Source organism: Rhodanobacter denitrificans, from assembly GCF_003335105.1.
Lineage (GTDB): Bacteria > Pseudomonadota > Gammaproteobacteria > Xanthomonadales > Rhodanobacteraceae > Rhodanobacter > Rhodanobacter denitrificans_A.
The window spans coordinates 79,022-104,990 of the sequence record NZ_QFWQ01000005.1 but is presented as its reverse complement, the minus strand read 5'-3'; the positions used below and the strand labels follow the sequence as shown (position 1 = coordinate 104,990).

Below are 25,969 nucleotides of genomic sequence, written 5' to 3'. Positions count from 1 at the left end.
TTATATGCAGGCCAATCAACAATAGCTGCGGCGAATACTTGCAGTGCATTGCTAGGGTGCGTTCTCACCCGGATGATGCCTTCAGTGCTGCGCAGCGGGCTGGCCGGCCTGCAGGTCCTGCAGTTGCCTGCGCAGTTCGGCGATCTTCTGGTCCTGCTGCTGCAGCCGCTCGCCGGCCTGCCGGTTGTCCGATTCCTGCCGGTGGAGATCCCGCTTGAGGCGCTCCACCTCGGCCTGGCTGCGGGTCAGCCGCCGGCCGTTGGCCGGGTGCAGCGACGCGGCGCCGGCCGGACCGGGCGGTGGTGCGGCCTGACTGCCAGCCCAGGCCGCGGACGAGAAAACAAACCCCATGACAACGGCAAATCGCACTACACGCATCTTCAGAGATAGTCCTCGATCAGCAATTCGGCGATCTGCACCGCGTTCAGCGCCGCGCCCTTGCGAATGTTGTCCGAGACGATCCACATATCCAGCCCGCGCTCGTGCGAGATGTCATCGCGGATGCGCCCCACGTACACCGGGTCGTTGCCGGCCGCCTCGCCCACCGGGGTCGGGTAGCCGCCCGGCTTGCGCTCGTCCACCAGCACCACCCCCGGCGCCTGGCGCAGCAGCTCGCGAGCCTGCTCGGCGGTGATCTTGTCGCTGGTCTCGATGTGCACTGCCTCGGAATGGCCATAAAACACCGGCACGCGTACCGCGGTCGGATTCACCTGGATCGACTCGTCTTCCAGGATCTTGCGGGTCTCCCACACCAGCTTCATCTCTTCCTTGGTGTAGCCGTTGGGCTGGAAATCGTCAATCTGCGGGATGACATTGAACGCGATCTGGGCCGGGAATTTCTTGCCCGGTTCCACGCTTTGGAAGTTCAGCAGGGCCGCGGTTTCGCGCCCGAGCTCCTCCATGCCGCTGCGGCCTGCGCCGGAAACCGACTGGTAGGTGGCCACGTTGATCCGCTCGATCTGCACCGCGCGGTGGATCGGCGCCAGCGCCACCAGCATCTGCATGGTCGAGCAGTTCGGGTTGGCGATGATGCCGCGCGTGGTGTATTGCGCGATCGCGTGCGGGTTGACTTCGCTGACCACCAGCGGGATGTCGTCCTGGTAGCGGAACTCGGATGTGTTGTCGATCACTACCGCGCCAGCCGCCGCCGCCCGCGGTGCGTGCACGCGGCTGACCGAGCCGCCGGCCGAGAAGAACGCGATGTCGACGCCGGCGAAGTCGTAGGTGTCCAGCAACTGCACGGTGATGTCCTTGCCGGCGAAGTTGACCTTGCCGCCGGCGGAACGCTCGCTGGCCAGCGGCACCAGCTCGCTGACCGGAAACTCGCGCTCGGCGAGGATCGCCAGCAGGGTCTCGCCGACCGCGCCGGTGGCGCCGACCATGGCGACCTTGTAACTGCTCTTCTGACTCATGGGGGATTGTCTGCTCAGGGGTGGAGGGTTGCGCCGGTCACTTGTCCAGCACGGAAGGGTTGAGGATGGTCGGCGGCCGCCCGGCGTGCGGGCCGTGGCCGAACAGGGCCAGCACATTGTCGACCGCCACCGAGGTCATCGCGCGGCGGGTTTCGGTCGTGGCGCTGGCGATATGCGGGCTGAGCACCACGTTGTCCAGCTCGAGCAGGCCCGGGTACAGCGCCGGCTCGCCCTCGAACACGTCCAGCGCGGCGCCGGCCAGGCGTCGCTCGCGCAGGGCCGCCGCCAGCGCCCTGTCGTCCACGATACCGCCGCGAGCCACGTTCACCAGCATCGCGGTCGGCTTCATCAGCGCCAGCTCGGGCGCACCGATCGCGTGCCGGGTCTGCGGCGTCAACGGCAGCACCAGCACCAGAAAATCGGATTCGCGCAGCAGCTGTGCCTTGTCGACGAAGCGCGCATGGCAGGCGCGTTCGGTAGCCTCGGGCAGCGGCGAACGGTTGTGGTACAGCACCGGCATGCCGAAGCCGACCGCGCGGTGCGCGATGGCCTGGCCGATCCGGCCCATGCCGAGGATGCCCAGGATACGGCCGCGCACGTCCGCGCCCAGCCAGGCCTTGAACTCGGTAGCGTGCCATTGGCCGGCTCGCAGCCAGCGCTCGGCCGCCGTCATCCGCCGCGCCGCACCGAGCAGCAAGGCCCAGGCGTAATCGGCCACGCTCTCGTTGAGCACGTCGGCAGTGTTGGAGGCGGCGATGCCGGCTCCGCTCAGCGCATCCAGATCGAGGTTGTCGTAACCCACGCCGAGGTTGGCGACGATGCGCAGCCGATGCGCGCCGGCGATTTCCGCCGCGCCGATGCGGTCCTTCAGGCCGACCACCGCGGCATCCTGCCCGGCCAGCTTCGCCGCCAGTTCGGCCGGACTGAACCTGCGCTCCTCCGCCTCGGCCGTCACCTCGAAATGCGGTTCGAGCCGGGCTATGACTTCCGGGAAGGTGGGTCGCGAGATCCAGACGCGCGGCTTGCTGGTCAAGGCGCGGCTCCGATCGCGGGGGCCATCTCGTCGGCGAGCCAGTAGTACGCCAGCGTCATCGCGAACAGGGTTCCGATCAGCCACAACGCCCAGCGCCCATGCCGCCAGGCTGCGCGGAACGGCGAATACTGGGCCGCAATGTCGACCAGGTAGGCCGCGCAGTAGCAGACATTGGCGAGCACCGCCAGCACGAACAAGGCCAGCACGGACTGGAATCGCAGGCCGGCCAGGACACCCGGCCAACTCATCATGACCCAGCCCGCGACCACCAGCGCCAGTGCCAAGTTGTAGGCGATCCGCCGCACCTCCCAGTAGCGGATCGCGTCACCGAGGATGTCCTGCAACGACGCATGCGGCGGAGCGGCGTGGAGCGGATTCGACGATGCTGGCATGGGGTGCCCCTCCGGTTCAGGGAATGCGTGGCGCCACGGCGCCCACATCGCCGCACTGGGCGCGATGGCGCAAGGCATGATCCATCAGCACCAGCGCCATCATCGCCTCGGCGATCGGCGTGGCGCGGATGCCGACGCAGGGATCGTGGCGGCCTTTGGTCACCACCTCGACCGGTTCGCCGGCCAGGTTCACGCTGTGGCCGGGGATCAGGATGCTGGAGGTGGGTTTCAGCGCGATCGAGGCGACCACTGCCTGTCCCGTGCTGATGCCGCCGAGGATGCCACCGGCATGATTGGACGTAAAGCCGTCCAGATGCATTTCGTCGCGATGCTCGCTGCCGCGTTGCGCCACGGCGGCGAAGCCGTCGCCGATCTCCACGCCCTTGACCGCGTTGATCGACATCAGCGCAGCGGCCAGGTCGCCGTCCAGCTTGCCGTAGATCGGCTCGCCCCAGCCCGGCGGCACGCCGTCGGCAACCACGTTGACGCGGGCGCCAACCGAGTCGCCGGACTTGCGCAGCGCGTTGATGTAATCCTCGATCGCCGACACCTGGGCCGCATCCGGCCAGAAGAACGGGTTCTGCTCCACCGCGTCCCAGTCGAACGCCTGCGGCACGACATCGCCGATCCGCGCCAGGTAGCCGCGCACGCGCACGCCATGACGCTCGGCCAGCCACTTCTTGGCGACCACCGCGGCGGCCACGCGCATGGTGGTTTCGCGCGCCGAGGAGCGCCCGCCGCCGCGCGGGTCGCGGATGCCGTATTTCTGCCAGTAGGTGTAGTCGGCATGGCCGGGGCGGAAGGTCTGCTCGATCTCGCCGTAGTCCTTGCTGCGCTGGTCGGTGTTGCGGATCAGCAGCGCGATCGGCGTGCCGGTGGTCCTGCCCTGGTAGACGCCGGAGAGGATCTCCACCTCGTCCGCCTCGTGCCGTTGCGAGGTGTAGCGGCTGCGGCCGGTGGCGCGGCGATCGAGGTCGCTGCGGAATTCCTCGGCGCCGATCGCGAGCCCCGGCGGGCAGCCGTCGATCACGCAGCCGATCGCCGGCCCGTGGCTTTCGCCGAAGGTGGTGACGGTGAACAGTTTGCCGAAGGAATTGCTGGACACGGGATTTGGACGTCTATTGGGTAATCGCCACAGCTTAACCGCGATGGCGCTGCGCTGCCCGCCATTCGTGATCCAGCAGGGCGAAGATCGCGTCGTCGACCCACTCGCCATGCAGCCACAGGCTCTCGCGGTGGTGCGCCTCCTGGCGCATGCCCAGCGCATGCAGAAGCGCCATGCAGGCGAGGTTGCGCGGGTCGACCGAGGCATGGATGCGATGCCGGTCGAGCTGCTCGAACACCTGGTCGAACACCGCACGCACGGCCTCGCCGGCATAACCGAGGCCCTGCCGGGCCGGCGCGATGCTGATGCCGAACTCGACCGAATCCCCGGCCGCTTCGGGCAGGTTCACGCCGAGGTCGCCGATCAGCGTGCCGCCCTCGCGCAGCCGGATCGCCCGCTGGAACCAGCCGTGCGACAGCGGCTGCGGCTGCGCATCGATGAACGCGCGGACGGCAGCGGGATCGGCCGGGCGCCAGCCCTGGTAGCGCGCTACCGCGGGATCGCTGCGCAGCGCGAACAGCGCCGCGGTGTCATCAGGGCGCAACGCGTCGATCCGCAGCCGCGCCGTGACCAGTTCCATCGATCAGCCAGGACGACGCGCGGCGGCCGCCGCGCGGATCGCCGCGGCGTGCTCGACCAGGTCGCGCCGCTCCAGCGCGAACACGCCCATCGGCCCGACCTTGAACTCGATCCACACGAACGGCACTTCCGGCAGCAGCGCGGCGAGCGCGTGTTCGCTCTCGCCTACTTCGACGATCAGCAGGCCGTCCTCGGTGAGGTGGTCGGCGGCCTCGTCCAGCATGCGCAGGCACAGGTCCAGGCCGTCGGCGCCGGAGGTGAGGCCGAGCTTCGGCTCGTGTGCGTATTCGCCGGGCAGCGCGGCGTACTCGTCGTCGGTGACATAAGGAGGGTTGGAGACAATCAGGTCGTAGCGGCGTCCGGCCACGCCCGCGAACAGGTCGGACTGGATCGCCTCGACGCGGCCCTCGACGTGCTGGAACGCGATGTTCTCGCGCGCCAGCGACAGCGCCTCGTCGCTGACGTCGACGATGTCGACCTGCCACTCCGGGTTGTACTCGGCCATCGCGATGCCGATGCAGCCCGAGCCCGTGCACAGGTCCAGCGCGCGCGCGACGTGGCGCTGGTCCAGCCACGGCGCGAAGCCCGACTCGATCAGCTCGGCGATCGGCGAACGCGGTACCAGCGCGCGGCGGTCGCTCTTGAATTTCAGACCGGCGAACCAGGTCTCGCCGACCAGGTAGGCCACCGGCAGGCGCTCTTTGACGCGACGCTCGATCAGCGTCAACACGTTCGCGCGCTCGGCCGTGGTGAGCCGACCCGCGCCATACGCCGGCGGGATGTCAGGCGGCAGGTGCAGGCTGGCCAGCACCAGGTGGGTGGCCTCGTCGATCGGGTTGTCGTGGCTGTGGCCGAAGGTGAGCCCCGCCGCCGAGAAGCGGCTGGCGCCATAACGGATGAAGTCGATGATGGTGGCGAGCTCGGCGGTCACGGCGATCCAGGAGTGCGGCGGATTGGCCGGCCATTATAGGGCCTGAAACGGCGACCACCCCGTATACTGGGCCGATGACTTTCAACGTATTCCTGCAGTACATCCTGCCGCATCGCGCCCTGTCGCGGGTGGTCTACTGGGCCACGCGCTGGACCTTCGCACCGTGGAAGAACTGGCTGATCGCCACCATCGTGCGCAACTACGACGTGGACATGGCCGAGGCGGCACAGTCCGATCCGCTGGCCTACCAGCACTTCAATGCGTTCTTCACGCGCAAGCTGAGGCCTGGCGCGCGCCAGGCCGACGCCGATCCAGCCGCCCTGCTCTCGCCCGCCGACGGCCGCATCAGCCACGCCGGCACGATCGTCGACGGCCGCATCTTCCAGGCGAAAGGACAGGAATACACCGCCGCCGAACTGCTTGGCGGCGACGCGGCCGCCGCCGCGCCGTACCGCAACGGCCGCTTCGCCACCGTGTATCTGTCGCCGCGCGACTACCACCGCGTGCACATGCCGCTGAAAGGCACGCTGAAGGAAACCGTGCACGTGCCCGGGCGCATCTTCAGCGTGGCGCCGTTCGCGGTCGAGGCGATCCCGCGGCTGTTCGCCCGAAACGAGCGGCTGGTCTGCCACTTCGAGGGCGAGCACGGCCCGTTCGTGGTGGTGATGGTGGGCGCGATCCTGGTTTCGTCGGTGGCCACGGTGTGGGACGGGCTGGTGATCCCGCCGTATGCCTCGTCGATCCGGCGCAAGTCGTTCGGCGGCCAGGACATCACGCTGGAACGCTTCGCCGAGATGGCGCGCTTCAACATGGGCTCCACCGTGATCCTGCTGCTGCCCGAGGGCGCGGCCGAGCTGGACGCGCTGCAGCCGCAGCAGGCCGTGCGGGTGGGCCAGCGGCTTGGCCGCGGTTGAAATCGCCACGTGCGTCACCCGGCAAGCTGACGCAGCGGGTCATTTTGTGACGCCCTAAGCGCTATTCCGCTGATCGCTTCGTTACGCTCTGGGCTCCGCAGCGAGCCTTGCCCGCTGCCGAATTCCAGGCCGAGGGGATCCCATGCAACTACTCACGCCGTTCCTTGTCATGCTGCGCGCGCGCCAGCTCGGCCGCCAGTTCCGCGATATCGAGCGCAACGTGCGCATCCTGCCCAGGCGCACCCGCGAGCGCCTCGGCGAACTCACCTTGCGCGAGATCGGGCAGGCCTCGCGCAGCGATTTCCCGCACCTGTACGGCACTGCGCCGGAGGCGCGCTACTTCCCCTGGGGCCAGGGCACCGAGGCAGGCTACGATCGCGCCCGCTCGAGCAACCCCGAAGTGGCGCTGCGCGGCATCGCGCTGTGGCTGGCCGTGGCCTATCACGAGACCAAGAACTCCCCCTACCCCAGCCTGCAACCGCAACATCGCCAACTGATGCAGTTGCTGCGCGAACTGAAGGAAGCGCACGGCGGCAAAAACACTGCCAACCGCAGCTGGGTGCAGCAGGCCGCCGTCGCCTGACGCAGGGCGAATTTCGCGGTCGTCCGCTCAGCGACAGACCGGCAGCTTCAACGTCTGGCCGACGCCGATGCGGTGGTGCCTCAGGTCGTTCATGTCGGTCACCTCCTGCACGCTCGAACAGTGCAGCTTGCGTACGATGCTGATCAGCGTGTCGCCGTGGCGCACCCTGTAGTGGCGGATTTCCTTCGCCACCGGCGCCGCTGATGGCGCCAGCACCACCGGTACCACGGCGCGATGCAGGTCGTCGGCGAGGATCGGCCACGGGCCATCGACGCAGCGCGACGCGTACGCCTTTTCCAGCAGCTTCGGCAGCTGCAGCGTGCTGCCCGTCGGCTGGCTCACCTGCGGGTCCAGCCGCGGGTTGAGGTTGCGCAGCGTGCGGAACCAGCCGTCGCTCATGCCGCCGGCCGAACCCAGGCACACGGTCAGCTCGGTCAGCGAAGCCGGTCGCTTCAGGGTGACCGAGCCCGGTGCGCCATCAACCCTGGGAAAGCGCAGGTTGTAGCTGTCCGGATGCTGGAACAGCCAGGCCGCGGCCAGCACGGCCGGCACGTAGTCGCGGGTTTCCTGCGACAGCTGGTCGTAGATGCGCGGATCGTAGAAGCTCGTCGCGGTGTTGTCGCCGACCGAGCGGCGCATGCGGCCCTCGCCGCCGTTGTAGGCGCCGAGCGCGAGTTCGAGGTTGTCGTTGAAGATCCGCAACTGCTCGTTGATGTACTCAGCATTCGCCCGCGCCGAGGCGGCCGGGTCGAAGCGCAGGTCGAAGCCGCCGTCGCTGCCCAGGCCGAAGCGCATGCCGGTGGCGTACATGAACTGCAGGGGACCCGACGCGCCCGAGCGCGAGACGGCATGCACCTTGCCGCCGGATTCCTTGGCCATGATGCCGAACAGCAGCGCCTCGGGCAGGTCCGCCTTCTCGTACTGCGGCCACATCTGGTAGCGCAGGTACTGGTAGTTGACCCAGGCGTCCATCAGCTGCGGGCGCCACTGGGTCAGCCACATCTCCAGCGCGGCCTTCACCGGCCCGTTCATCGCGATCAGCTGGGAAAGCTTCTGCCCGTGCAGCAGGGTCACGCTGCGCTGCGCCTGCGGCAGGCTGCCCGGACCGGCCTTGCCGGCGGCCAGCGCCGCCTGCGACGGATCGACGTCGCCGGCCAGATCCTGTGTGTCGTCGAAATCGCCATCCTTCAGGCGCAGCAGGTGGTCGAACGCCGAGAAGAACCGTTGCGGATCGCAGCCGGCCGTATTGCCGCAACGCGCCGCGGCCGCCTTCAGGCTGTCGAGCGAACGGGCCAGGGTCTGCTGCGAGGCCTGCCGGTCGCCCGCGCGCGATTGCTGCAGGGCGGTCTCATAGCCCTTGCTGGCCTGGTCGAGCTGGCCGTAGAGCTCATCGACCTGGGCCGGGTGCCTGGCGCCGCCGCCGGCACTGGCGCAACCGCCGAGCAGGATGATCGCCATGGCAAGGGGCGCCAGGCGCAAGGAACGAACCACCGGATACGACGACATCACGAACTTCACCCGCGGAAAACGCCCACCATAGCGGGCGCACGGCTCCGACTCAACGCGCGGCAATGCCTGGTTACAATCGACCCACCCGCAACGGATGGAACGCCATGACCGAGATCCTCATCGGCCGCAACGACAGCACCAGCGTCAACCTCGATCCGCGTTACGGCAACCAGGTGGTGCGCACCATGGTCAGCCAGATCGGGCGCCAGATCCTGCGCGGCGTGCTCGGCGGCATCTTCGGTGGCAAGCGCTGAGGCGCCGCCGATGCCGCGCGTCGAAGTAGTCCCCGCCGACACGCCCTTCGGCGAGCGCCTCGCAGCCGGCTTCGGCTATCCGCTGCGCGGTGCCGCCCTGGCCACCTGCGTGGTGCTGGCGCTGGTGCACTACGTCGGCCTGCTGCCGTCCTGGACCGGGGTGCTGGCCAGCGCCCTGGTATGGGCCGCCACCTGGCGCTACGCCGCCGACTGCCTGCTGCATACCGCCAACGGCTACGCCGATCCGCCGGACGTCGGCAGCGACGGCAACAGCGCCAGCGGCTGGGGGCTCACCGCGATCCACCTGCTGGTGGTTGCGCTGTGCGTGCTGGCCATCGTGTTCTTCCCGCGCCTGCTGTGGCCGGTGCTGATCCTGTCCGCCCTGGCGCTGCCGGCGATCGACATGTCGCTGGCGTTCGACGGCAATCTCGCGCTGGCGATCAACCCGCTGAACTGGGCGCGCGTCATCGGCGGCTTCGGTGCCGCCTACCTGATCCCGGTGGCGATCAACCTGCTGCTCGGCCTGCTGATCGTGCTGGCCTCGGTCACCTCGGCGCTGCTGCCGCGGCTGCTGGCCTTGCCGCTGTTCGCCTTCGCCTACACCTACCTGATCGTGCTCGCCTTCCACCTGATGGGCGCGATGATCCACCAGCGCCACGAGCGCTTCGGCCTGGTTCCCGAGGCGCCGGAACTGGCCAAGGCCTCCGGCCAGGACGAGGACGACCGCCTGGTCGACGAGGCGCGCGCGCTGGCCGCCGACGAGCCGGTCACCGCGCTGCGCCGGCTGGCCGAACGCCTGCGCCTGCGCAGCGCGCCACCGCCGGTGCACCAGCTCTACCGCGAGCTGCTGAAGCGGCAGGGCCTGCGCGACGACCTGCTGGTGCACGGGCAGATCTGGATCGCCGCGCTGATCGCACAGAAGGAGCCGCGCCGCGCGCTGGGCGTGCTGCAGGAGTGCTGCAGCCTCGATCCCGCGTTCGTGCCGGACGACCCGCGCACCTGCGGCGAACTGGCCGATCTCGCCGCGCGCCTGGGCATGGACCGCCTCGCCATCCATCTCGGCCGCGGCTACCTCGCGCACTGGCCGCGCGATCCGCAGGCGCCGCACTACGGCCTGCTCGCCGCGCGCCTGCTCGGCGCGCACGCCGACCAGCACGCCGACGCGACGACCTTGCTCAACCAACTCGCCGGCGCATGGCCGGAACATCCGCTGCGTGCCGAGATCGACGCGCAGCGGCAACGCCTGGCCAGCCCCGCATGAGCCGCTGGCGTCCGCCCGCGCCGGGTTCCACCGCGATCATCACCCGCGAGGGCTTCGAGCGGCTGAAGGCCGAGCTCGACCACCTGTGGCACGTGCTGCGACCGGAAGTGGTGAAGGCACTGGCGGCGGCCGCCGCCGAGGGCGACCGCTCGGAGAACGCCGAGTACACCTACCGCAAGAAGCAGCTCGGCGAGATCGACCGCCGCGCCCGCTACCTCAGCAAGCGCATCCCTTCGCTCAAGGTGGCCGAGGGCGCGCCGGGCGACCGCGAGGCGGTGTTCTTCGGCGCCGCGATCACGCTGGAGAACCTCGCCAGCGGCGAGGAAGTCCGCTACCGCATCGTGGGCCCCGACGAGACCGACGCGAAGCGCGGCTGGATCAGCATCGACTCGCCGCTGGCACGGGCGGTGCTGAAGAAGCGCCTCGACGACGAGTTCGAGGCCGAGCTTCCCGCTGGACGCACACGCTTCCTGGTCGTCGAGGTGCGCTACGAGGCATGAAGGTCGCGCGAACTGCAGGCCTGCCATCCCGCCCGCCCGGCCGACGTCGTTGCCAACGTCGCCGATACAGGCATCAGTCAAGCGGCGACCGGGTTCAGGACGCCGATTCGAGCGAGAGGTTGCCGTCAATGAACTTCAGCAGGAATACCAGCTTCGCGATGCGCCAGTTCCCGGCCTCCATCTCCAGGCCCAATTCGTAGGTTCCGACGAACCTGCGCGTCTTGTCCGCCGCGGTGATCCCGCCGCGATGATGCAACGCGACGCCGTAGCAGCGCACGGTGGCCGCCGGGCCGGTCACGCTGGTCCGCAGGTTGCCGATCTGGTGGTGGACGTGGTCGAGCGTCTTGAAGCCTTCCGCCCACGCGTCCGCGACTTGCCCGGGCGTCATGCTCGTCGGCGCGCCGCCCACCATGGACGTCATGTCCAGGACGAACGGATCGGTAAAGCAGGCTTTCAGGGTCGCCCAGTCCCGCTCGTCCGTCGCGACGAACATCCTGACCACGACATCTTCAATCTGCTGGCGCGCCGCGAAGTCGCTCAACGTGGAAACCATGCCTTGACTCCCTGGGGTTCGAGATATGTACCGCTGCGCCCGCGCGATGCCTGCCGCTGGATCAGGCCGCATCGCGGATGCGGTACCGGCTTGAATGATCCATCAGGCGCAGGCTCCGCCTGTGGAGGAACGAATGCTATCTGCTCGGCGCCCCGGGGGTGACGCGCGTGCCACCGTCGGTCGATGGGGCTGGCGCGACGCTCGCGGTCGCAAACGCGCGTCTCCGCGTGGGCCCGGCCACGAAGGCCGTGCCGGCGTGCCGGACAGCGGCGCGTCCCATGCCTGCCGCTTCAGTCGACCAGCCGCAGCGGTGCCGGATAGCGGCGTCCCGCCCGCAACGGACGGAAGCAGGGAGCCTCGCGGCTGAACGCTTCGAGTTCGTTGCGCGGATGCCAGCCAGGCACGCCGGCGAGTGGCAGGGGGCGCAATTCCTGCGGGTCGCGCAGCAGGCGGGTTTCGCGGATCGCCTGCGCGCAAGCCTCGCCCGCCACCGGCGGCGGTATCGCGGAGGCATCTGCCACCACCAGCGCCTTGCCCACCAGCAGCTTTTCCGGCGTCAGCGCATGTTCGAGCAGGGCATGGCCGAACACTTCCACCTGGATGCGGCCATCCAGCCACGCCGCGCGCTCGCGCCAGAAGAGGCCGTGCCAGTCGTGGGCGTCCCACAGTGCGAGCAGCGCCGGGTCGCGCAGCGCGACCACCACGCCGGCTTCGTCGAAATGGGTGAGCGCGCATTGGGCGCGCGAACGCTGCTTCAGCCCCTCGCGGGCGATCTCGGCAACCTGCCGCGCGTTGAGCGCGCGCTTGAGCGCAGGATGGCGCAGCCAGACCAGCGCATTGAACAGATCGTGCCAGTTGCGTTCGCGGGTGGCGATCTCGCCGCGGTCGGCGACGCGCTGTTCGTAGTGCAGGCCGTCGGCCAGCAATTCGTGGGTTTGCGCCACGAAGCGCTCGCACATGCCTGCAGGGCGGGCGGTGTTGAACGCGTCGACGGATGGCCAGTCGCGGCCTTCGATCAGCCCGGCATGGTCGCGCCACGCCGCCAGAGGCATCCGCCCGAACAGCTGCGGGTCGACCGCATCGCGCGCCGGCGCCATGTATTTCAAGTGCACGTCCGTGAACGCGCCGACCCGCAGATCGTCATGGCATCCACTCCACGCCTCGCATCGATGCCGGAAGCGGCCATCGGTGGCCGCAACCTCAAATGATCTTCAGCGCGGGATGCGCCAGGCGCGCGTGCAGGTCGTGCTCGCCGGCCGCCTCGACCAGCACGTCGACGAACTGGCCCGGCTTCAGCGAGTGGCCGTCGGCGATCAGCACCGTGCCGTCGATTTCCGGCGCATCCGCCGCCGAGCGTGCCACCGCGCCATCGGCGCCCGCCTCGTCGACCAGCACCCTGATCGTGCGGCCGACCTTGCGCTTGAGCTTCGCGGCGGAGATTTCCGCCTGCACTGCCATGAACTGTTCGAGGCGGTCTTCCTTCAGTTCCTCGGAGACCGCGCCGGGCAGTTCGTTCGCCTTCGCGCCGTCCACCGGCGAATAGGCGAAGGCGCCCACGCGATCGAGCTCGGCCTCGCGCAGGAAATCCAGCAGCTCTTCGAACTCGGCGTCGGTCTCGCCGGGAAAGCCGACGATGAAGGTGCTGCGGATGGTGAGGTCCGGCACCTGCTTGCGCCAGTTCTGGATGCGCTCCAGCGTCTTGTCGATGTTGCCGGGGCGCTTCATCAGTTTCAGGATGCGCGGGCTGGCGTGCTGGAACGGGATGTCGAGGTACGGCAGGATCTTTCCATCCGCCATCAGCGGCATCACTTCGTCCACGTGCGGGTACGGGTAGACATAGTGCAGCCGCGTCCACACGCCGAGTTCGGACAGGCCCTCGCACAGCTCGGTCATGCGCGTGCGGTACGGCCTGCCGCGCCACTCGCGTTCGGCGTATTTCATGTCGACGCCATAGGCGCTGGTGTCCTGCGAGATCACCAGCAGTTCCTTCACGCCGCCCTTGACCAGCTTCTCGGCCTCCACCAGCACCTGGTCGACCGGGCGCGAGACCAGGTTGCCGCGCATCGAGGGGATGATGCAGAAGCTGCAGCGGTGGTTGCAGCCTTCGGAAATCTTGAGATATGCGTAGTGCTTGGGCGTCAACTTCACGCCGGTGTCCGGCACGATGTCGATGAACCTGTTGCGCTTCGGCGGCAGCGCCGCGTGCACCGCGCCCATCACGCTGGCGTAGTCCTGCGGGCCGCTGATCGAGAGCACGTCGGGGTAAGCCTCGCGGATCAGCGCTTCGCGCTTGCCCAGGCAGCCGGTGACGATCACCTTGCCGTTCTCGTTGAGCGCGGTGCCGATCGAATCCAGCGACTCCTGCACCGCCGCGTCGATGAAGCCGCAGGTGTTCACCACCACCGCGTCGGCCTCGCCGTAGCTGGGCACGATCTCGTAGCCCTCGACCTTGAGCTGGGTGAGGATGCGCTCGGAATCGACCAGCGCCTTGGGGCAACCGAGGCTGACGAAGCCGATTTTGTGTGCGGTCTGGGACATGCGTGTCGACACCGGAAACATGCGGAACAACCGACGATTATACGGCAGTGCGGCCCGGCCACCGGCGCAGCTAGACTTCACGCCATCCCCCTGCCGGAGCCGCACCATGGGCCAGCACATCAACATCCCCACCAGCCGCACCCAGTGCATCGGCGGCTACCTCGCCCAGCCGCAGGGCAAGCCGAAGGGTGGCATCGTGGTGATCCAGGAAATCTTCGGCGTCACCGCGCACATCCGCCGCGTGGCCGACGGCTTCGCCGGGCACGGCTATGTCGCGATCGCACCGGCGTTCTTCGATCACCTGGAGAGCGGCGTCGAACTGGCCTACGACCAGGCCGGGATGAACAAGGGCCGGCAACTGATCGGCGAACTGGGGCTGGAGCGCGCGCTGGAAGATGTCGCCAGCGCCGCTGAATCGATCGCCTCGGCCGGCCGGATCGGCACCGTCGGCTACTGCTGGGGCGGCACCGTGGCGCTGCTTGCCGCGCTGCGCCTGGGGCTGCCGTCGGTGAGCTACTACGGCGCGCGCAACCTGCCGTTCCTGCACGAGACGCCGCGGGCGCCAGTGATGTTCCACTTCGGCGAGAAGGACCGCAGCATCCCGCCGGAGATGGTGGCAAAGCATCGCGAGGCGCTGCCCCAGATGGAACTCTTCACCTATCCGGCCGACCACGCCTTCAACCGCGACGGCAGCGCGCCCTACCATGAGGCCAGCGCGAAACTGGCGCTGCAGCGCACGCTGGCGTTCTTCGACCGGCAGCTGGCCGGTGCCGCATGAGCACAGCCGACTTCGCGCTCGACCCGCGGTTGGCGGCGGACACCCGGCCGGTCGCGTCGCTGCCACTGTGCGAGGTGCGGCTGATGGACGACGCGCGCTACCCGTGGCTGGTCCTGGTGCCGCGCCGAAACGGCCTGGTCGAGATCGCCGACCTGCGCGACGATGAGCAGGCCGCGCTGTGGCAGGAGGTGAATCGTGCCGCCGCTGCGTTGCGTGCCGTCGCCCCCTGCGACAAGCTCAACCTCGGCGCGCTCGGCAATATCGTGCGCCAGCTGCACGTGCACGTGGTGGCACGTCGCGAAGGCGACACGGCGTGGCCCGGCCCGGTCTGGGGCAGCGGCCGCGCGCAGCCGTATGCCGGAACGGCGCTGGCCGCGCGGCAGGATGCGCTGCGCCATCAGCTGGCTGGCCCGGCCCGGTAACGCACCGATGGAGTCGCCGACCCGGTTCGAGACACTGGCCGAGGACGCACTGCTGCTGCGTTTCGGCGACCGCATCGATATCGAGCTCAACGCCCGGGTGCAGGCGGCGGCCGCCTGTCTGCGCCGGCTGCCGCGGGTGGAGTGCGTGCCGGCCTACGCCAGCGTGCTGCTGCGCTTCGACCCGCGGGACTGGCCCGGCGATGGCGGTCCCCACCTCCAGCTGCAGGCGGCCGCCGATGCGGCCCTGGCCGAGACCGGCGAGGGCGTCGCCGCGGCGCACGAACTGGTCATTCCGGTCTGCTATGGCGGCGAGTACGGCCCGGACCTCGCCGAAGTCGCCGCCCATTGCGGGCTCGACGAGGCCGCGGTGCCCGCGCTGCACGCGGCGGCGGATTACCGCGTGGCGATGCTCGGCTTCGCCCCGGGCTTCCCCTACCTGCTCGGACTCGATCCACGCCTGATGATGCCGCGTCGCAGCGATCCGCGCCAGCGCGTGCCGGCCGGCAGCGTGGCGATCGGCGGCCGCCAGACCGGCATCTACCCCGAGGCGCTGCCGGGCGGCTGGCAGGTCATCGGGCGCACGCCGCTCCGCCTGTTCGATCTCGCGGCGGAAGCGCCGGCACTGCTCGCCGCGGGCGATCGCGTGCGCTTCCGCGCGATCGAGGCGGACGCCTTTCGCCAGCTCGCCACGGCCCACTCCGGATGAGCGTCACGGTGCTCAAGCCAGGCTTGCTGAGCAGTCTGCAGGATGCCGGCCGCCCGGGGCAGGCCGCGCTGGGCGTGGGCCGTGCCGGGGCGATGGACATGCCGGCATGGCGGCTCGCCAATGCACTGGTCGGCAATCGCCACGGCGAGGCCGCGCTGGAATGCACCCTGGCCGGGCCCAGCCTTCGTTTCGAGCAGCCCGCGGTCATCGCCGTGACCGGCGCGGCAATCGCCGCCCAGGTCGGCTCACGGGCGATCCCGCCATGGACGACCTGCCTGCTGCCCGCGGGCAGCGTGCTGCAGCTTGGCGGCATGCGCCAGGGTTGCCGCAGCTATCTCGCCGTGCGCGGCGGCTTCGACGTGCCGCCACTGCTCGGCAGCCGCAGCAGCGACCTGCATGCACGCATCGGCCGCGCGCTGCAGGCGGGCGACGTACTGCCGCTGGGCGCGGCGCCGCCGCTGCGTGCCCTTCCCCCCGGCCACGACGTGCGCGTGCTGGGCTGGGGCCTCGACCCGCAGCCCTGGTTCGACTTCGCGTACCGGCCGCTGGCGCTGCTGCACGGGAGCCATTGGGCCGCCCTGGACAGCGCCTCGCAACGGCACCTGTACGGGGGGCGTTTCATCTTGAGCAAGGACAGCAACCGCACCGCCGCTCGCCTGGACGGCCTCGCCCTGCGCGTGGCCGAACCGCTGGAGCTCGTATCCGAGGCGGTGCTGCCCGGCACGCTGCAGCTGCCGCCATCGGGCCAGCCGATCGCGCTGCAGGCCGAGGCGCCGGTGACCGGCGGTTATCCGCGCATCGGCCAGCTCGCCGCGGTGGATCTGCCGCGGCTGGCGCAGCTGCGTCCCGGCGATACCGTATGCTTCCGCGAGACCGGCATGGACGAGGCACTGGCCCGGCTGGCCGCACACCGGCAACGACTGGCCCGCATGCTCGACGCGATCGCACAACGACTGGAAACCGGCGCATGAACCGCATCGACCTCAACGGCGACCTCGGCGAATCGTTCGGCGCGTGGCGCATGGGCGACGACGATGCGCTGCTGCCGCTGCTCAGCTCGGCCAACATCGCCTGCGGCTTCCACGCCGGCGACCCGGAGATCATGCAGCGCACGGTGGCGCAGGCGGTGGCGCACCGGGTGGCGATCGGCGCGCACGTCTCGCTGCCGGATCTGCAGGGTTTCGGCCGGCGCGAGATCGCCGTGACGCCCGCCGAGGCCTACGCCATGACGCTTTACCAGATCGGCGCGCTGCACGCGTTCACCCGCGCCGCCGGCGCCACGCTCAGCCACGTCAAGCCACACGGCGCGCTATACAACATGGCCGCGCGCGATGCCCTCCTAGCCGATGCGGTGGCCCGCGCGGTGCATGACTTCGACCCGCAGCTGCGACTGTTCGGCCTGGCGGGTTCGGCGCTGATCGAAGCGGGCCGGAAGCTCGGCCTCGCGGTGGCGGCGGAGGCCTTCGCCGACCGCCGCTACCGTGCCGATGGCTCGCTGCAGCCGCGGCGTGAGGCCGGCGCGGTGATCGAAGAGGTGGAGCCCGCCGTGGCCCAGGCGCTCGGCATCGCCCGCGACGGCACGGTGCGGGCGGTGGACGGCCAGACTGTTCCGCTGCGGGCCGACACGCTGTGCCTGCACGGTGACGGTCCGCACGCGGTGCAGCTGGCGTGCCGCCTGCGCGAGGCGCTCGACGCCGCCGGCCTGCGCATCGCCGCGCCGGATGCGGCATGAAGCGCGCTGCGCCCTACCTCGGAGGACCCGCATGAACTACTGGCCCCTGCTCGGCGTCGCGGTGATCGTCATCGGCTTCCTGTTGCGCTTCAATCCGGTGCTGGTGGTGGTTACGGCCGCCGTCGGCAGCGGCCTGCTCGCCGGGTTGACGATACCCGCCCTGCTCGCCCTGCTCGGCAAGAGTTTCGTCTCCAGCCGCATGCTCATGTTGTTCGTGCTGACCCTGCCGGCGATCGGCCTGCTCGAGCACGCGGGCCTGCGCGAACATGCGCAGCGCTGGATGAGCCGGCTGCACGGACTGACCCTCGCACGGCTGCTGATCGGCTACCTGCTGCTGCGCCAGCTGCTGGCGACGCTCGGGCTGACCGGCGTGGCCGGCCCCGCCCAGACCGTGCGCCCGCTGCTGGCGCCGATGGGCGAGGCAGCGGCGGCCAAGATCGATCCCGGGCTGGACGATACCGACCGCGACGAACTGCGGGCGGTCGCCGCAGCCACCGACAACATCGGCCGCTTCTTCGGCGAGGACGTGTTCATCGCGCTCGGCGCGGTGCTGCTGATCCAGGGCTTCTACGCCCAGCACGGCATCGAGCTGAGCCCCCTGTCGATCGCGTTGTGGGCCCTGCCCACTGCGGTCGCGGCCTTCGTCGTGCAGTCCGTGCGTATATGGCTGTACCAGCGCCGGTTGCAGCGCCGCGCCGCCGGCCTGCGCGCGGGGGCGGCGGACTGAGCATGCTTCGCATCGAACACGTCTACTGGCTGATCGCCGCGTTCCTGCTCTACTGCGGCCTGCGCGACCTGCGCGAGCGGCGCGCCTGGCACGCCGCGTTCTGGCTGGTGCTAGGCGTGCTGTTCGGCGGCGGCGACTACGTGCTGGCGCAGCAGGCCGCCGGCCATGCGCTGCCTTCGCAACTGGCCGGCGCCGGCGTGATCGTGCTGGCCTTGCTGGCGCCGCGACTGCACCGGCACGCCCATGCCGAGGACAACAGCGCCGCGCAACGCCTGCAGTCGGCCATCCGGCTCGGCCACAAGCTGCTCGTGCCGGCCCTGCTGATCCCGCTGGTGACCCTGCTGGTGGCGCTGTTCGGCGGCTACCTCGCGTTTGCCGGCCGGCATCTGTTCGCCTCCGCGCAGATGACCCTGACCGGGCTGGCGCTGGCCTGCGTGATCGCGCTGTTCGCCGCCGCGCGCGTGGCGCGCGCGCCGCTGGGCTCCGGCCTGGCCGAAGGCCGCCGCCTGCTCGACGCGATCGGCTGGGCGGCGTTGCTGCCGCTGCTGCTGGCGGCGCTGGGCGAGGTGTTCACCCAGAGCGGCGTGGGCGCGGCGATCGCCGCGCTGGCCACCAGCTGGCTGCCCACCGGCAGCGCGCTGGCCTGCCTGATCACCTTCGCGCTGGGCATGGTGCTGTTCACCGTCATCATGGGCAATGCGTTCGCCGCCTTCCCGGTGATGATGGCCGGCATCGGCCTGCCGCTGCTGATCCGCCAGCACGGCGCCGATCCGGCGATACTCGGCTCGATGGGCATGCTGTGCGGCTATTGCGGCACCCTGCTGACGCCGATGGCGGCCGACTACAACCTGGTGCCGGCGGCGCTGCTGGAATTGCGCAGCCCGTACGGGGTGATCCGCGCCCAGTTGTGGAGCGCGTGGTGGATCCTGCTCGCCACCTTCATGATGATGTGGCTGCTGGTATTCCATTGAACACGCTGAAGAGGCCGCCATGGGCACACCCCTGCCACGCATCCTGCTGACCGGCTTCGATCCGTTCGCCGGCGAGGCGGTCAATCCGTCGTGGGAAGCCGTGCGCGCGCTGCACGGCCGGCGCATCGGCGGCCATCGCGTCGCCGCACTGCAATTGCCCACCGAATTTGCCGCCTCGCTGCGCCTGCTCAGGAGCGCGGTGCGCGAGGTGGCGCCAACGATCCTGCTCGGTGTCGGCCAGGCCGGCGGGCGGGCGCAACTGTCGATCGAGCGGCTGGCGATCAACCTGCAGGATGCGCGCATCCCCGACAACGCCGGTGCGCAGCCGATCGACGAGCCGGTGATCGCCGACGCTCCGGCCGCCTACTTCAGCACGTTGCCGATCAAGGCGATGCTGGCTGCGCTGCGCGCGCAGGGAGTGCCGGCGGAAATCTCGAACAGCGCCGGCACCTACGTCTGCAACCACATCGCCTACGCCATGCTGCACCTGGCCTCCCGGCGGCCGGGTGCACGCGCCGGCTTCATCCACATTCCGTTCCTTCCGGCGCAGGCCGCGCACCACCCCGGCGCGCCCAGCATGACGCAGGCCGAGGTGGTGCGTGGCCTGGAGATCGCCCTGCGTACGGCAGCCACCACCCGGCGCGACCGCAGGCTCGGCGCAGGCACCCTGGACTGACGGGTCCCGCGCCGGCTCCGGTCCCCCCCAAAACAGAAAGCCGCGATTCGCATCGCGGCTTCCATGGTCCATCCGGCGGGAATCAGTACTGGTGCTGCGGGTCGAAACCGCCGCTGCTGGCGTCCTTGCCTTTCTGCGAATCGGGCAACGGCGTCGGCGCATGATGATCCTCGAGCGCGCGGGCCTTGGTTTCCACCGGATTGATCTTGGTCAGCGTGCCGCCATCGTCGTAATACGCGGTGAAGCCATAGTCCATCTGCATGCGCGCCAGGTATTCCAGGTGCCGCTTGCGGATCTTGGAATCGTCGCTGCGCGTGAGCAGCACGGTCTTCGGCAATTTGCCCTGATCCTTCAGGTAGGCGAAATGGCTGCCGACGTCGAGCGCAGAAAGCACCGCGCCATCGAGCAGGAACTGGCCGTCCTTGTAGGCCTGCAGCGTGGCGTCGAACTGGCCCTTCATCGATGCCGTACTGACCGCGTCCCGGGTGCTGCCCCGGTGGCAGCCTGCCAGCACGAGCAGGCTGCCCAGCATGAGGGCCGCCGTGACGCGCGTCAGCAATGTGGAAAAACGGGTCATGGGAGTCTCCTGGCAATCGAACATCTGGATCGTGGAAGTGTAGCGCGGCCCGGAACGGCGATGCGGGTCGCCGTTCCGCCGTTCAGCTCGCGTACTCAGGTGCGCGGAAGCGTCACGCCTTGCTGGCCCTGGTACTTGCCGCCGCGGTCCCTGTAGCTGGTCTCGCATTCCTCATCGGATTCGAGGAACAGCATCTGCGCCACACCCTCGTTGGCGTAGATTTTTGCGGGCAACGGGGTGGTGTTGGAGAACTCCAGCGTCACGTGGCCCTCCCACTCCGGCTCCAGCGGCGTCACGTTGACGATGATGCCGCAGCGCGCGTAGGTGCTCTTGCCGAGGCAGACCGTGAGCACCTTGCGCGGGATGCGGAAGTACTCGACCGTGCGCGCCAGCGCGAACGAGTTCGGCGGGATGATGCACACGTCCGCCTCGACGTCGACGAAGCTGCTCGGATCGAACGCCTTCGGGTCGACGATGGTGGAGTTGATATTGGTGAAGATCTTGAACTCGCGCGCGCAGCGCACGTCGTAGCCGTAGCTGGAAGTGCCGTAGGAGATCAGCTTGTCGCCGTCGCGCAGCTTGACCTGGCCCGGCTCGAACGGCTCGATCATGCCGTGGCTTGCGGCCATGCGGCGGATCCATTTGTCGGATTTGATGCTCACGCGGTCTCCGGTGGGTAGCGGCAGCACCCGGTCGGGCCGGGCGCAAAGCGGCAAAAATACATGGTCGGGGCGCCGCCGCGCCAGCCGCGTGGCCTCAGGCCACGGGGAGCGCGTCGGCCAGCACGTCCAGCGCCGCGCGCAATTCCGCGCAGCGCTCCGCGCTGGCCAGCACCTGCGCGGCTGTGCAGCCGGCGCCCGGCAGCGCCACCGGCAAGGGCTGCGACGCCAGTAGTTGGGCGGACATGGTGGTCAGGATCTCGGCCAGCGCCTCCTGCGCGTGGTAGGAGCCACGCGCGGCGGTGTTCAGCAGCAGCACCGGCTTGCCGGGGAGTTCCAGACTGCCGACCAGCCAGTCCAGCAGGTTCTTGAACGCGCCGGGCAGGCCGTGGGCGTACTCGGGGCAGGCGATCAGCAGGGCGTCGGCGCGACCGACGGCTTCGCGCAGCGCCAGAACCACGGGCGGCAACGGATCGACATCGTCATCCGGGCTGAACAGCGGCAGCGCGCCCAGCCCCTCGTACAACACCAGTTCGAGCGTCGGCGCAGCCAGTTGGCGCGCGGCCTCCAGCGCCGCGCGGTTCGACGAAACGCGGCGCAGGCTGCCGCACAGGCACAGCACGCGCTGCGCCGTCACCGTCATGCGGCGGGCACGCCCTGCACCACGATCTTGCCCAGCCCCAGCGACTTGTTGCGCGGCTGCCGCGACAGCCGCCCCGCCGCGTTGCGGGCGATCTCGCGATAGCGCATGGCGAGGTCGGAATCGGGTATCGCCGCCACCGTGGGATTGCCGCCGTCGGCCTGCTCGCGGATGCGAATGTCCAGCGGCAGCGAGCCGAGATAGGCCGCACCGTATTGCGTGGCCATGCGCTCGCCGCCGCCTTCGCCGAAGATGTTTTCCTCGTGACCGCAGTTGGAGCAGACGTGGGTGGCCATGTTCTCCACCACGCCCAGCACCGGCACCTCGACCTTCTCGAACATCTTCAGCGCCTTGCGCGCATCCAGCAGGGCGATGTCCTGCGGCGTGGTGACGATCACCGCGCCGGCCACCGGCACCTTCTGCGACAGCGTGAGCTGGATGTCGCCGGTGCCCGGAGGCAGGTCGACGATCAGGTAGTCGAGCTGTTCCCAGCGCGTGTCGGTGAGCAGCTGCATCATCGCCTGGGTGACCATCGGGCCGCGCCAGATCATCGGCGTGTCTTCCTCCACCAGGAAGCCGATCGACATCACCGGCATGCCGTGTGCCTGCATCGGGATGATGCTCTTGCCGTCCGGCGAGGCCGGCTTGCCGTGCACGCCGAGCATGGTCGGCTGGCTGGGACCGTAGATGTCCGCGTCCATCACGCCGACCTTCGCGCCCTCGGCCTGCAACGCCAGCGCCAGGTTCGCCGACACCGTGGACTTGCCCACGCCGCCCTTGCCGGAAGCCACCACGATGATGTTCTTCACGTTCGGCAGCGGCCCCAGCGTGCCCTGCACCTTGTGCACGTGGATGCGGCTGGTGATCGACACCACGGCCGCGTCGATCGCCGGATCGGCTTCCAGCGCCTGCCGCACGCGCGCGGCGAGGCTGTCGATGGCGCCGGCGGCCGGGTAGCCCAGTTGCAGGTCCACCGACACCTTCGTCCCGTCCACGCCGACCGCGCGCACGGACTCGGCCAGCGGCGCGCCGGTATGGGTGTCGATGAGGCCGCCCAGGATCTGGCGGACCAGGGTTTCGTTCGCCTGTGTCATGTCAATTCGAATGATTCTCGGAAGCGCCATTATGCCAGTCCGCCGTCGCGGCCCCGCTGACCTGGGTCAGCGACGGACATGGCGCAATGCAACTTGACGGCCCCGTGGAACCTCGCCAGTCTCGCATCCATACGCTTTCGTACGGGAGGATATCCATGAAGCTTGCTGTCCGCCTCACCTTCGCCGCCGGCCTGTTGCTGGCTGCCGGCACCGCGCTGGCCGCCACCGACACCCCGGCCGGCACCTGGAAGACCATCGACGACACCACCCACCAGCCGAAGTCGATCGTCCAGATCACCGAACACAACGGCGAGTACCAGGCGAAGATCGTGCAGCTGCTGAACCGCACGCCGGAGGACGTGGCCCGCGACGGCGAGCACCCGGTCTGCGCCAAGTGCGACGGCGAGCGCAAGAACCAGCCTATCGTGGGGATGACCTTCATGTGGGGCGTCAGCAAGGACGGCGACGAGTGGAGCGGCGGCAGGATCCTCGATCCGAAGAACGGCAAGGTCTACAAGGTGAAGCTCAAGCTGGTGGACGGCGGCCGCAAGCTCGACGTGCACGGCTACATCGGCTTCGCCCTGCTCGGCCGCTCGCAGGTCTGGGAACGGCAGGACTGACCCCGCATCAGTTCGGTTGACCGAACGCCCCGCACCGCCCGCCGGTCCGGGGCGTATTCATGTGCGGTTGATCAGTCGACCGCCGGTTCGGCCCGATGCACGCTGACGCCATGGGCGGCGAACGCGGCGCGTGCCTGGCGGCCGACGGCATGCTCGACCACCAGGTGCTGCACCTCGGCGATCTGCGCGATCCGGTGCGTGGCCGCCGCGCCCAGCTTGTCGCTGGTGGCCACCACCACGGTCTCGCCGCTGGCCTCCACCATCGCCCGCTTCAGCAGCGATTCCTCGCTGTCGAAACCCCACAGGCCGCTGTCCGCGTCGATGGCGCAGGCGCCCGGAAAGCACAGGTCGGCGCGCACGCGATGCAGTTCCTGCAGGGTCTGCGCCCCCACCGCGCCGCCGATCCGCGGGTCGAGGCGGCCGCCCAGCAGCAGGATCCCGAAGCCTTCGCGTTCGATCAGCGCCAGCGCGATATCCGGCGCGTTGGTGATCACGGTGAGGTTCATCCGTTCGGGCAGCGCCGCGGCAATCGCGGCATTGGTGGAACCGGCGTCGATCAGCAGCACCTGCCCTTCGCGCACCAGACTTACCGCCTTGCGCGCCAGCGCAAGCTTGCGGCCGACCTGTTCGCCGCGCCGCTGCTTCAGCGGCGCGATCGCGGCCGACAGCGGCAGCGCGCCGCCGTAGACGCGCTTGCACAATCCCTGCGCGGCCAGTTCGCGCAGGTCGCGGCGGATCGAATCCTCCGACGCCGCGAACTCGACCGCCAGCTCCGCCGCCACCACCCGCCCGCGGCTGCGCAGGCGCTGCAGGATTTCATGCTGGCGCTCCTGCGGCAGCATCTCGCCGGGCAGCGTCGGCTTAGCCATGCGCCGCCTCCAGCAGCCCCGCACGGCACAGTTCCCCGCGCAAGGTGGCGGGATCACGGAAGTGCAGCGCATGCATGCCCAGCCGCGCTGCGGCCTCGACGTTGCGCGGCGCGTCGTCGATGTACACCGTGCGCACGGGCTCAAGGCCATGGCGGGACAGCAGCACGCGGAAAATCGCCGGGTCGGGCTTGATCAGCCGCTCCTCGCCCGACACCACGATGCCGCGGAAGGCCTCCATGAAGCCGTAGCGTTGCCGCGCCAGCGGAAAGGTTTCCTGCGACCAGTTGGTCAGCGCGTACAGTGGCACGCCGCGTGCGCGCAACTCGCCAAGGATGGTCACGCTGCCCTCGATCGGCCCGCGCAGCATCTCGTCCCAGCGTTCGCGGTAGGCGGCGATCAGTTCGGCATGCTGCGGATGCTGCGCGCTGAGTCCATCGATGGCCTCGCGCCAGGCACGCCCCGCATCCTGCTGCTCGTTCCAGTGCTGGGTGCAGACCTCGGCCAGGAAGCGCTCCATCGCCGCTTCGTCGTCGAACAGCCGGCGATACAGATGGCGCGGGTTCCAGTCCAGCAGTACGCCGCCGAGGTCGAACACCACGGTATCGAAGCGCGGCGCACTCATGGCCGCACCAGCGTTGCCGAGGCGGCGGTCAGCAACAGCAGCCCGGCCACTGCGGCCAGCGCCACCGGCAGGCTGCTGGCCTGGGCCAGGAAACCGATCAGCGCCGGGCCGCTGAGCAGGCCGGCATAACCCAGCGTGGTCACCGTGGCGATGGCGATGCCCAGCGACGTGCCGGGCAAGCGGCCGGCCGCGCCGAACATCACCGGCACGATATTGGCCGCGCCCAACCCCACCAGCACGAAGCCAACCAGCGCCGCGGGCGGCCACGCCAGCATCGACGCCAGCAGGAAACCCGCCGCCGCGGTGCAGGCGCCCAGGCGCACGGTCAGCACCGGGCCGAAACGCGCCACCGTCCAGTCGCCGCCAAGCCGCCCCACCGCCATCGCCACCGAAAAGGCGGCATAGCCGATACCGGCCGAGGCCGCCGGGAAACCGCGGAAATCGCGCAGGAACACCGCGCTCCAGTCCAGCATCGAACCCTCGGCGAGGAAGCTGATGAAACACAGCAGCCCAAGCACCAGCACGAGACCGCGCGGCATGCCGAAAGTCGCGCGTTCGCCGGCATCGTCGACGTGTTCGATCAGGCAGGGCCACTGCGTCACCACCACCACGGCCAGCAGCGCGGCGATCGCCACGGCGGCAGCGGTCAGCGGCATGCCCAGCGCCAGCAGCAGGCTCATGCCCGCTGCGCCGCTCAAGCCACCGATGCTGAAAAGCCCGTGGAATCCCGACATCAGCGGACGGCCGTCGCGACGCTCCACCTCCACCGCATGCGCGTTCATCGCCACGTCCACCGCGCCCAGCGCCGCGCCGAAGTACAACAGGGCGAGCGCCAGCGTGGCCGCGCCCGGCGCCATCGCCAGCAGCGGCAACGCCAGGCACAGCAGCAGGCCGCCGAAGCCGATCAACCGGCGGCTGCCGAAACGATGGGTGAGAAAGCCGACCAGCGGCATCGAGACCATCGAGCCGCCGCCGAAGGCCAGCAGCAACAAGCCAAGCGAAGCCTCGTCGAGGCCGAGCCGCGCCTTCGCATACGGCACCATCGGCGCCCACGCGGCCATGCCGATGCCGGAAGCCAGGAAGACCAGCCGGGTGGCACGGATGGCTGGTGCCATGGCGTCCCGCTCGCCCTGTGCCCGGGAAATGCTGTTCGTCTGCACGCCGATTCCGTCTGATTGAATACGCATAAATGTATATAAACATGTACAAATACGCAATCGCCCAGATCGTTTCCATGCACCGCGAGGCGCGGCCGGGGCGCGCCCGACCCTGCCGCCAAACCCCGCCGGAAGCCCGTCCGAAGCCAATGCGG

General features: G+C 69.5%; 32 protein-coding genes. 14 read left to right on the top strand and 18 right to left on the bottom strand.

Annotated features, from left to right (window positions below):
- Positions 1–81: 81 nt before the first annotated feature.
- The 7 genes from DEO45_RS07775 to prmB are packed head-to-tail and all read right to left on the bottom strand — an operon-like array spanning position 82 to position 5,452.
- Complete coding sequence (locus DEO45_RS07775; protein ID WP_223250823.1) at positions 82–351, bottom strand: DUF724 domain-containing protein; 270 nt, start codon at positions 349–351, stop codon at positions 82–84.
- A gap of 29 nt (positions 352–380) precedes the next feature.
- The gene (locus DEO45_RS07770; RefSeq protein ID WP_114342203.1) at positions 381–1,412 is read right to left on the bottom strand and encodes an aspartate-semialdehyde dehydrogenase; all 1,032 of its coding nucleotides are present in this window, start codon (positions 1,410–1,412) and stop codon (positions 381–383) included.
- 37 nt (positions 1,413–1,449) lie between these two features.
- Positions 1,450–2,445 (bottom strand): 2-hydroxyacid dehydrogenase, encoded by a 996-nt coding sequence (locus DEO45_RS07765; RefSeq protein WP_114342201.1) that lies wholly within the window; start codon positions 2,443–2,445, stop codon positions 1,450–1,452.
- Complete coding sequence (locus DEO45_RS07760) at positions 2,442–2,837, bottom strand: hypothetical protein (RefSeq protein ID WP_114342199.1); 396 nt, start codon at positions 2,835–2,837, stop codon at positions 2,442–2,444. The genes DEO45_RS07765 and DEO45_RS07760 overlap by 4 nt, the downstream gene beginning before the upstream one ends.
- 16 nt (positions 2,838–2,853) lie before the next feature.
- Positions 2,854–3,942 carry a chorismate synthase gene (gene aroC, locus DEO45_RS07755; protein WP_114342197.1) on the bottom strand — a complete coding sequence of 363 codons (1,089 nt, stop codon included), beginning with the start codon at positions 3,940–3,942 and terminating at the stop codon, positions 2,854–2,856.
- Between the two features lie 34 nt (positions 3,943–3,976).
- Positions 3,977–4,522, bottom strand: a complete 546-nt coding sequence (locus DEO45_RS07750) for a GNAT family N-acetyltransferase (RefSeq protein WP_114342195.1) — start codon at positions 4,520–4,522, stop codon at positions 3,977–3,979.
- Between the two features lie 3 nt (positions 4,523–4,525).
- Positions 4,526–5,452: a 50S ribosomal protein L3 N(5)-glutamine methyltransferase gene (prmB, locus tag DEO45_RS07745; protein ID WP_114342193.1), complete on the bottom strand. Its 927-nt coding sequence runs from the start codon at positions 5,450–5,452 to the stop codon at positions 4,526–4,528.
- A gap of 74 nt (positions 5,453–5,526) precedes the next feature.
- On the opposite strand from prmB, the gene asd reads away from it, so the two are divergent.
- Both asd and DEO45_RS07735 read left to right on the top strand, forming a co-directional pair.
- Positions 5,527–6,366 carry an archaetidylserine decarboxylase gene (asd, locus tag DEO45_RS07740; protein WP_114342190.1) on the top strand — a complete coding sequence of 280 codons (840 nt, stop codon included), beginning with the start codon at positions 5,527–5,529 and terminating at the stop codon, positions 6,364–6,366.
- Between the two features lie 142 nt (positions 6,367–6,508).
- Entirely contained in the window at positions 6,509–6,949 is a 441-nt protein-coding gene (locus tag DEO45_RS07735; protein ID WP_223250822.1) for a hypothetical protein, read from the top strand.
- A 27-nt stretch (positions 6,950–6,976) separates the two neighbouring features.
- Here DEO45_RS07735 and DEO45_RS07730 read toward each other — a convergent pair whose 3' ends face one another.
- Entirely contained in the window at positions 6,977–8,455 is a 1,479-nt protein-coding gene (locus DEO45_RS07730; protein WP_114342891.1) for a transglycosylase SLT domain-containing protein, read from the bottom strand.
- A 107-nt stretch (positions 8,456–8,562) separates the two neighbouring features.
- On the opposite strand from DEO45_RS07730, the gene DEO45_RS16585 reads away from it, so the two are divergent.
- The 3 genes from DEO45_RS16585 to greB are packed head-to-tail and all read left to right on the top strand — an operon-like array spanning position 8,563 to position 10,473.
- Positions 8,563–8,712 carry a hypothetical protein gene (locus tag DEO45_RS16585; protein ID WP_189339718.1) on the top strand — a complete coding sequence of 50 codons (150 nt, stop codon included), beginning with the start codon at positions 8,563–8,565 and terminating at the stop codon, positions 8,710–8,712.
- 10 nt (positions 8,713–8,722) lie between these two features.
- Positions 8,723–9,973, top strand: a complete 1,251-nt coding sequence (locus DEO45_RS07725; RefSeq protein WP_114342185.1) for a hypothetical protein — start codon at positions 8,723–8,725, stop codon at positions 9,971–9,973.
- A complete protein-coding gene (gene greB, locus DEO45_RS07720) occupies positions 9,970–10,473 on the top strand; it encodes a transcription elongation factor GreB (protein ID WP_114342183.1) in 504 nt (167 codons plus the stop codon). Before DEO45_RS07725 ends, greB begins: the two co-directional genes overlap by 4 nt.
- Positions 10,474–10,567: 94 nt before the next feature.
- On the opposite strand, the gene DEO45_RS07715 is transcribed toward greB, so the two are convergent.
- From DEO45_RS07715 to rimO, 3 genes are all read right to left on the bottom strand, one after another.
- Positions 10,568–11,026, bottom strand: coding sequence for a nuclear transport factor 2 family protein (locus DEO45_RS07715; RefSeq protein ID WP_189339698.1), 459 nt, complete (start codon positions 11,024–11,026; stop codon positions 10,568–10,570).
- Positions 11,027–11,316: 290 nt separating this feature from the next.
- Positions 11,317–12,132, bottom strand: coding sequence for a DUF3025 domain-containing protein (locus tag DEO45_RS07710; RefSeq protein WP_114342180.1), 816 nt, complete (start codon positions 12,130–12,132; stop codon positions 11,317–11,319).
- A gap of 94 nt (positions 12,133–12,226) precedes the next feature.
- Positions 12,227–13,564 carry a 30S ribosomal protein S12 methylthiotransferase RimO gene (gene rimO, locus DEO45_RS07705; protein ID WP_114342178.1) on the bottom strand — a complete coding sequence of 446 codons (1,338 nt, stop codon included), beginning with the start codon at positions 13,562–13,564 and terminating at the stop codon, positions 12,227–12,229.
- A gap of 106 nt (positions 13,565–13,670) precedes the next feature.
- Between rimO and DEO45_RS07700 the strand changes: the two genes are divergently transcribed.
- The 8 genes from DEO45_RS07700 to pcp are packed head-to-tail and all read left to right on the top strand — an operon-like array spanning position 13,671 to position 19,576.
- Positions 13,671–14,342, top strand: coding sequence for a dienelactone hydrolase family protein (locus DEO45_RS07700; protein ID WP_114342176.1), 672 nt, complete (start codon positions 13,671–13,673; stop codon positions 14,340–14,342).
- The gene (locus tag DEO45_RS07695; protein WP_114342173.1) at positions 14,339–14,764 is read left to right on the top strand and encodes an HIT domain-containing protein; all 426 of its coding nucleotides are present in this window, start codon (positions 14,339–14,341) and stop codon (positions 14,762–14,764) included. The genes DEO45_RS07700 and DEO45_RS07695 overlap by 4 nt, the downstream gene beginning before the upstream one ends.
- Positions 14,765–14,771: 7 nt before the next feature.
- A complete protein-coding gene (pxpB, locus tag DEO45_RS07690) occupies positions 14,772–15,470 on the top strand; it encodes a 5-oxoprolinase subunit PxpB (RefSeq protein WP_114342171.1) in 699 nt (232 codons plus the stop codon).
- An 8-nt stretch (positions 15,471–15,478) separates the two neighbouring features.
- Positions 15,479–16,441: a biotin-dependent carboxyltransferase family protein gene (locus DEO45_RS07685; RefSeq protein ID WP_262982189.1), complete on the top strand. Its 963-nt coding sequence runs from the start codon at positions 15,479–15,481 to the stop codon at positions 16,439–16,441.
- A complete protein-coding gene (locus DEO45_RS07680) occupies positions 16,438–17,202 on the top strand; it encodes a LamB/YcsF family protein (protein WP_114342167.1) in 765 nt (254 codons plus the stop codon). The genes DEO45_RS07685 and DEO45_RS07680 overlap by 4 nt, the downstream gene beginning before the upstream one ends.
- A 31-nt stretch (positions 17,203–17,233) precedes the next feature.
- Entirely contained in the window at positions 17,234–17,929 is a 696-nt protein-coding gene (locus DEO45_RS07675) for a DUF969 domain-containing protein (protein ID WP_114342165.1), read from the top strand.
- 2 nt (positions 17,930–17,931) lie between these two features.
- Complete coding sequence (locus tag DEO45_RS07670) at positions 17,932–18,900, top strand: 5-oxoproline transporter, DUF979 family subunit (protein WP_114342162.1); 969 nt, start codon at positions 17,932–17,934, stop codon at positions 18,898–18,900.
- Positions 18,901–18,919: 19 nt separating this feature from the next.
- The gene (gene pcp, locus DEO45_RS07665; RefSeq protein ID WP_114342160.1) at positions 18,920–19,576 is read left to right on the top strand and encodes a pyroglutamyl-peptidase I; all 657 of its coding nucleotides are present in this window, start codon (positions 18,920–18,922) and stop codon (positions 19,574–19,576) included.
- 82 nt (positions 19,577–19,658) lie between these two features.
- Here pcp and DEO45_RS07660 read toward each other — a convergent pair whose 3' ends face one another.
- The 4 genes from DEO45_RS07660 to apbC form a co-directional block, all read right to left on the bottom strand.
- Entirely contained in the window at positions 19,659–20,153 is a 495-nt protein-coding gene (locus DEO45_RS07660; protein ID WP_114342157.1) for a hypothetical protein, read from the bottom strand.
- 95 nt (positions 20,154–20,248) lie between these two features.
- Positions 20,249–20,815: a dCTP deaminase gene (dcd, locus tag DEO45_RS07655; RefSeq protein ID WP_114342153.1), complete on the bottom strand. Its 567-nt coding sequence runs from the start codon at positions 20,813–20,815 to the stop codon at positions 20,249–20,251.
- A 94-nt stretch (positions 20,816–20,909) separates the two neighbouring features.
- The gene (locus DEO45_RS07650) at positions 20,910–21,455 is read right to left on the bottom strand and encodes an NADPH-dependent FMN reductase (protein WP_114342149.1); all 546 of its coding nucleotides are present in this window, start codon (positions 21,453–21,455) and stop codon (positions 20,910–20,912) included.
- The gene (gene apbC / locus DEO45_RS07645; RefSeq protein ID WP_114342146.1) at positions 21,452–22,546 is read right to left on the bottom strand and encodes an iron-sulfur cluster carrier protein ApbC; all 1,095 of its coding nucleotides are present in this window, start codon (positions 22,544–22,546) and stop codon (positions 21,452–21,454) included. Before apbC ends, DEO45_RS07650 begins: the two co-directional genes overlap by 4 nt.
- Before the next feature lie 155 nt (positions 22,547–22,701).
- On the opposite strand from apbC, the gene DEO45_RS07640 reads away from it, so the two are divergent.
- Positions 22,702–23,166 carry a DUF2147 domain-containing protein gene (locus tag DEO45_RS07640; RefSeq protein WP_114342141.1) on the top strand — a complete coding sequence of 155 codons (465 nt, stop codon included), beginning with the start codon at positions 22,702–22,704 and terminating at the stop codon, positions 23,164–23,166.
- A gap of 71 nt (positions 23,167–23,237) precedes the next feature.
- Here the strand turns inward: DEO45_RS07640 and DEO45_RS07635 are convergent, their stop codons facing one another.
- The 3 genes from DEO45_RS07635 to DEO45_RS07625 are packed head-to-tail and all read right to left on the bottom strand — an operon-like array spanning position 23,238 to position 25,772.
- Entirely contained in the window at positions 23,238–24,035 is a 798-nt protein-coding gene (locus DEO45_RS07635) for a DeoR/GlpR family DNA-binding transcription regulator (protein WP_114342889.1), read from the bottom strand.
- Positions 24,028–24,657 carry an HAD family hydrolase gene (locus DEO45_RS07630; RefSeq protein ID WP_114342136.1) on the bottom strand — a complete coding sequence of 210 codons (630 nt, stop codon included), beginning with the start codon at positions 24,655–24,657 and terminating at the stop codon, positions 24,028–24,030. Before DEO45_RS07630 ends, DEO45_RS07635 begins: the two co-directional genes overlap by 8 nt.
- The gene (locus DEO45_RS07625) at positions 24,654–25,772 is read right to left on the bottom strand and encodes an MFS transporter (protein WP_114342133.1); all 1,119 of its coding nucleotides are present in this window, start codon (positions 25,770–25,772) and stop codon (positions 24,654–24,656) included. Before DEO45_RS07625 ends, DEO45_RS07630 begins: the two co-directional genes overlap by 4 nt.
- Between the last annotated feature and the right edge of the window lie 197 nt (positions 25,773–25,969).

What these genes read in the sequence shown, in the direction of transcription:
- greB (WP_114342183.1), top strand. Translation starts at nt 9,970, where the DNA reads ATGAGCCGCTGGCGTCCGCCCGCGCCGGGTTCCACCGCGATCATCACC.
- DEO45_RS07695 (WP_114342173.1), top strand. Translation starts at nt 14,339, where the DNA reads ATGAGCACAGCCGACTTCGCGCTCGACCCGCGGTTGGCGGCGGACACC.
- DEO45_RS16585 (WP_189339718.1), top strand. Translation starts at nt 8,563, where the DNA reads ATGACCGAGATCCTCATCGGCCGCAACGACAGCACCAGCGTCAACCTC.
- DEO45_RS07625 (WP_114342133.1), bottom strand. Translation starts at nt 25,772, where the DNA reads ATGGCACCAGCCATCCGTGCCACCCGGCTGGTCTTCCTGGCTTCCGGC.
- DEO45_RS07640 (WP_114342141.1), top strand. Translation starts at nt 22,702, where the DNA reads ATGAAGCTTGCTGTCCGCCTCACCTTCGCCGCCGGCCTGTTGCTGGCT.
- DEO45_RS07775 (WP_223250823.1), bottom strand. Translation starts at nt 351, where the DNA reads ATGGGGTTTGTTTTCTCGTCCGCGGCCTGGGCTGGCAGTCAGGCCGCA.
- DEO45_RS07670 (WP_114342162.1), top strand. Translation starts at nt 17,932, where the DNA reads ATGCTTCGCATCGAACACGTCTACTGGCTGATCGCCGCGTTCCTGCTC.
- DEO45_RS07675 (WP_114342165.1), top strand. Translation starts at nt 17,234, where the DNA reads ATGAACTACTGGCCCCTGCTCGGCGTCGCGGTGATCGTCATCGGCTTC.
- pcp (WP_114342160.1), top strand. Translation starts at nt 18,920, where the DNA reads ATGGGCACACCCCTGCCACGCATCCTGCTGACCGGCTTCGATCCGTTC.
- DEO45_RS07735 (WP_223250822.1), top strand. Translation starts at nt 6,509, where the DNA reads ATGCAACTACTCACGCCGTTCCTTGTCATGCTGCGCGCGCGCCAGCTC.
- DEO45_RS07725 (WP_114342185.1), top strand. Translation starts at nt 8,723, where the DNA reads ATGCCGCGCGTCGAAGTAGTCCCCGCCGACACGCCCTTCGGCGAGCGC.
- DEO45_RS07760 (WP_114342199.1), bottom strand. Translation starts at nt 2,837, where the DNA reads ATGCCAGCATCGTCGAATCCGCTCCACGCCGCTCCGCCGCATGCGTCG.
- DEO45_RS07650 (WP_114342149.1), bottom strand. Translation starts at nt 21,455, where the DNA reads ATGACGGTGACGGCGCAGCGCGTGCTGTGCCTGTGCGGCAGCCTGCGC.
- rimO (WP_114342178.1), bottom strand. Translation starts at nt 13,564, where the DNA reads ATGTCCCAGACCGCACACAAAATCGGCTTCGTCAGCCTCGGTTGCCCC.
- DEO45_RS07770 (WP_114342203.1), bottom strand. Translation starts at nt 1,412, where the DNA reads ATGAGTCAGAAGAGCAGTTACAAGGTCGCCATGGTCGGCGCCACCGGC.
- DEO45_RS07730 (WP_114342891.1), bottom strand. Translation starts at nt 8,455, where the DNA reads ATGTCGTCGTATCCGGTGGTTCGTTCCTTGCGCCTGGCGCCCCTTGCC.
- DEO45_RS07750 (WP_114342195.1), bottom strand. Translation starts at nt 4,522, where the DNA reads ATGGAACTGGTCACGGCGCGGCTGCGGATCGACGCGTTGCGCCCTGAT.
- pxpB (WP_114342171.1), top strand. Translation starts at nt 14,772, where the DNA reads ATGGAGTCGCCGACCCGGTTCGAGACACTGGCCGAGGACGCACTGCTG.
- DEO45_RS07630 (WP_114342136.1), bottom strand. Translation starts at nt 24,657, where the DNA reads ATGAGTGCGCCGCGCTTCGATACCGTGGTGTTCGACCTCGGCGGCGTA.
- DEO45_RS07680 (WP_114342167.1), top strand. Translation starts at nt 16,438, where the DNA reads ATGAACCGCATCGACCTCAACGGCGACCTCGGCGAATCGTTCGGCGCG.
- apbC (WP_114342146.1), bottom strand. Translation starts at nt 22,546, where the DNA reads ATGACACAGGCGAACGAAACCCTGGTCCGCCAGATCCTGGGCGGCCTC.
- DEO45_RS07715 (WP_189339698.1), bottom strand. Translation starts at nt 11,026, where the DNA reads ATGGTTTCCACGTTGAGCGACTTCGCGGCGCGCCAGCAGATTGAAGAT.
- asd (WP_114342190.1), top strand. Translation starts at nt 5,527, where the DNA reads ATGACTTTCAACGTATTCCTGCAGTACATCCTGCCGCATCGCGCCCTG.
- DEO45_RS07635 (WP_114342889.1), bottom strand. Translation starts at nt 24,035, where the DNA reads ATGGCTAAGCCGACGCTGCCCGGCGAGATGCTGCCGCAGGAGCGCCAG.
- DEO45_RS07660 (WP_114342157.1), bottom strand. Translation starts at nt 20,153, where the DNA reads ATGACCCGTTTTTCCACATTGCTGACGCGCGTCACGGCGGCCCTCATG.
- DEO45_RS07700 (WP_114342176.1), top strand. Translation starts at nt 13,671, where the DNA reads ATGGGCCAGCACATCAACATCCCCACCAGCCGCACCCAGTGCATCGGC.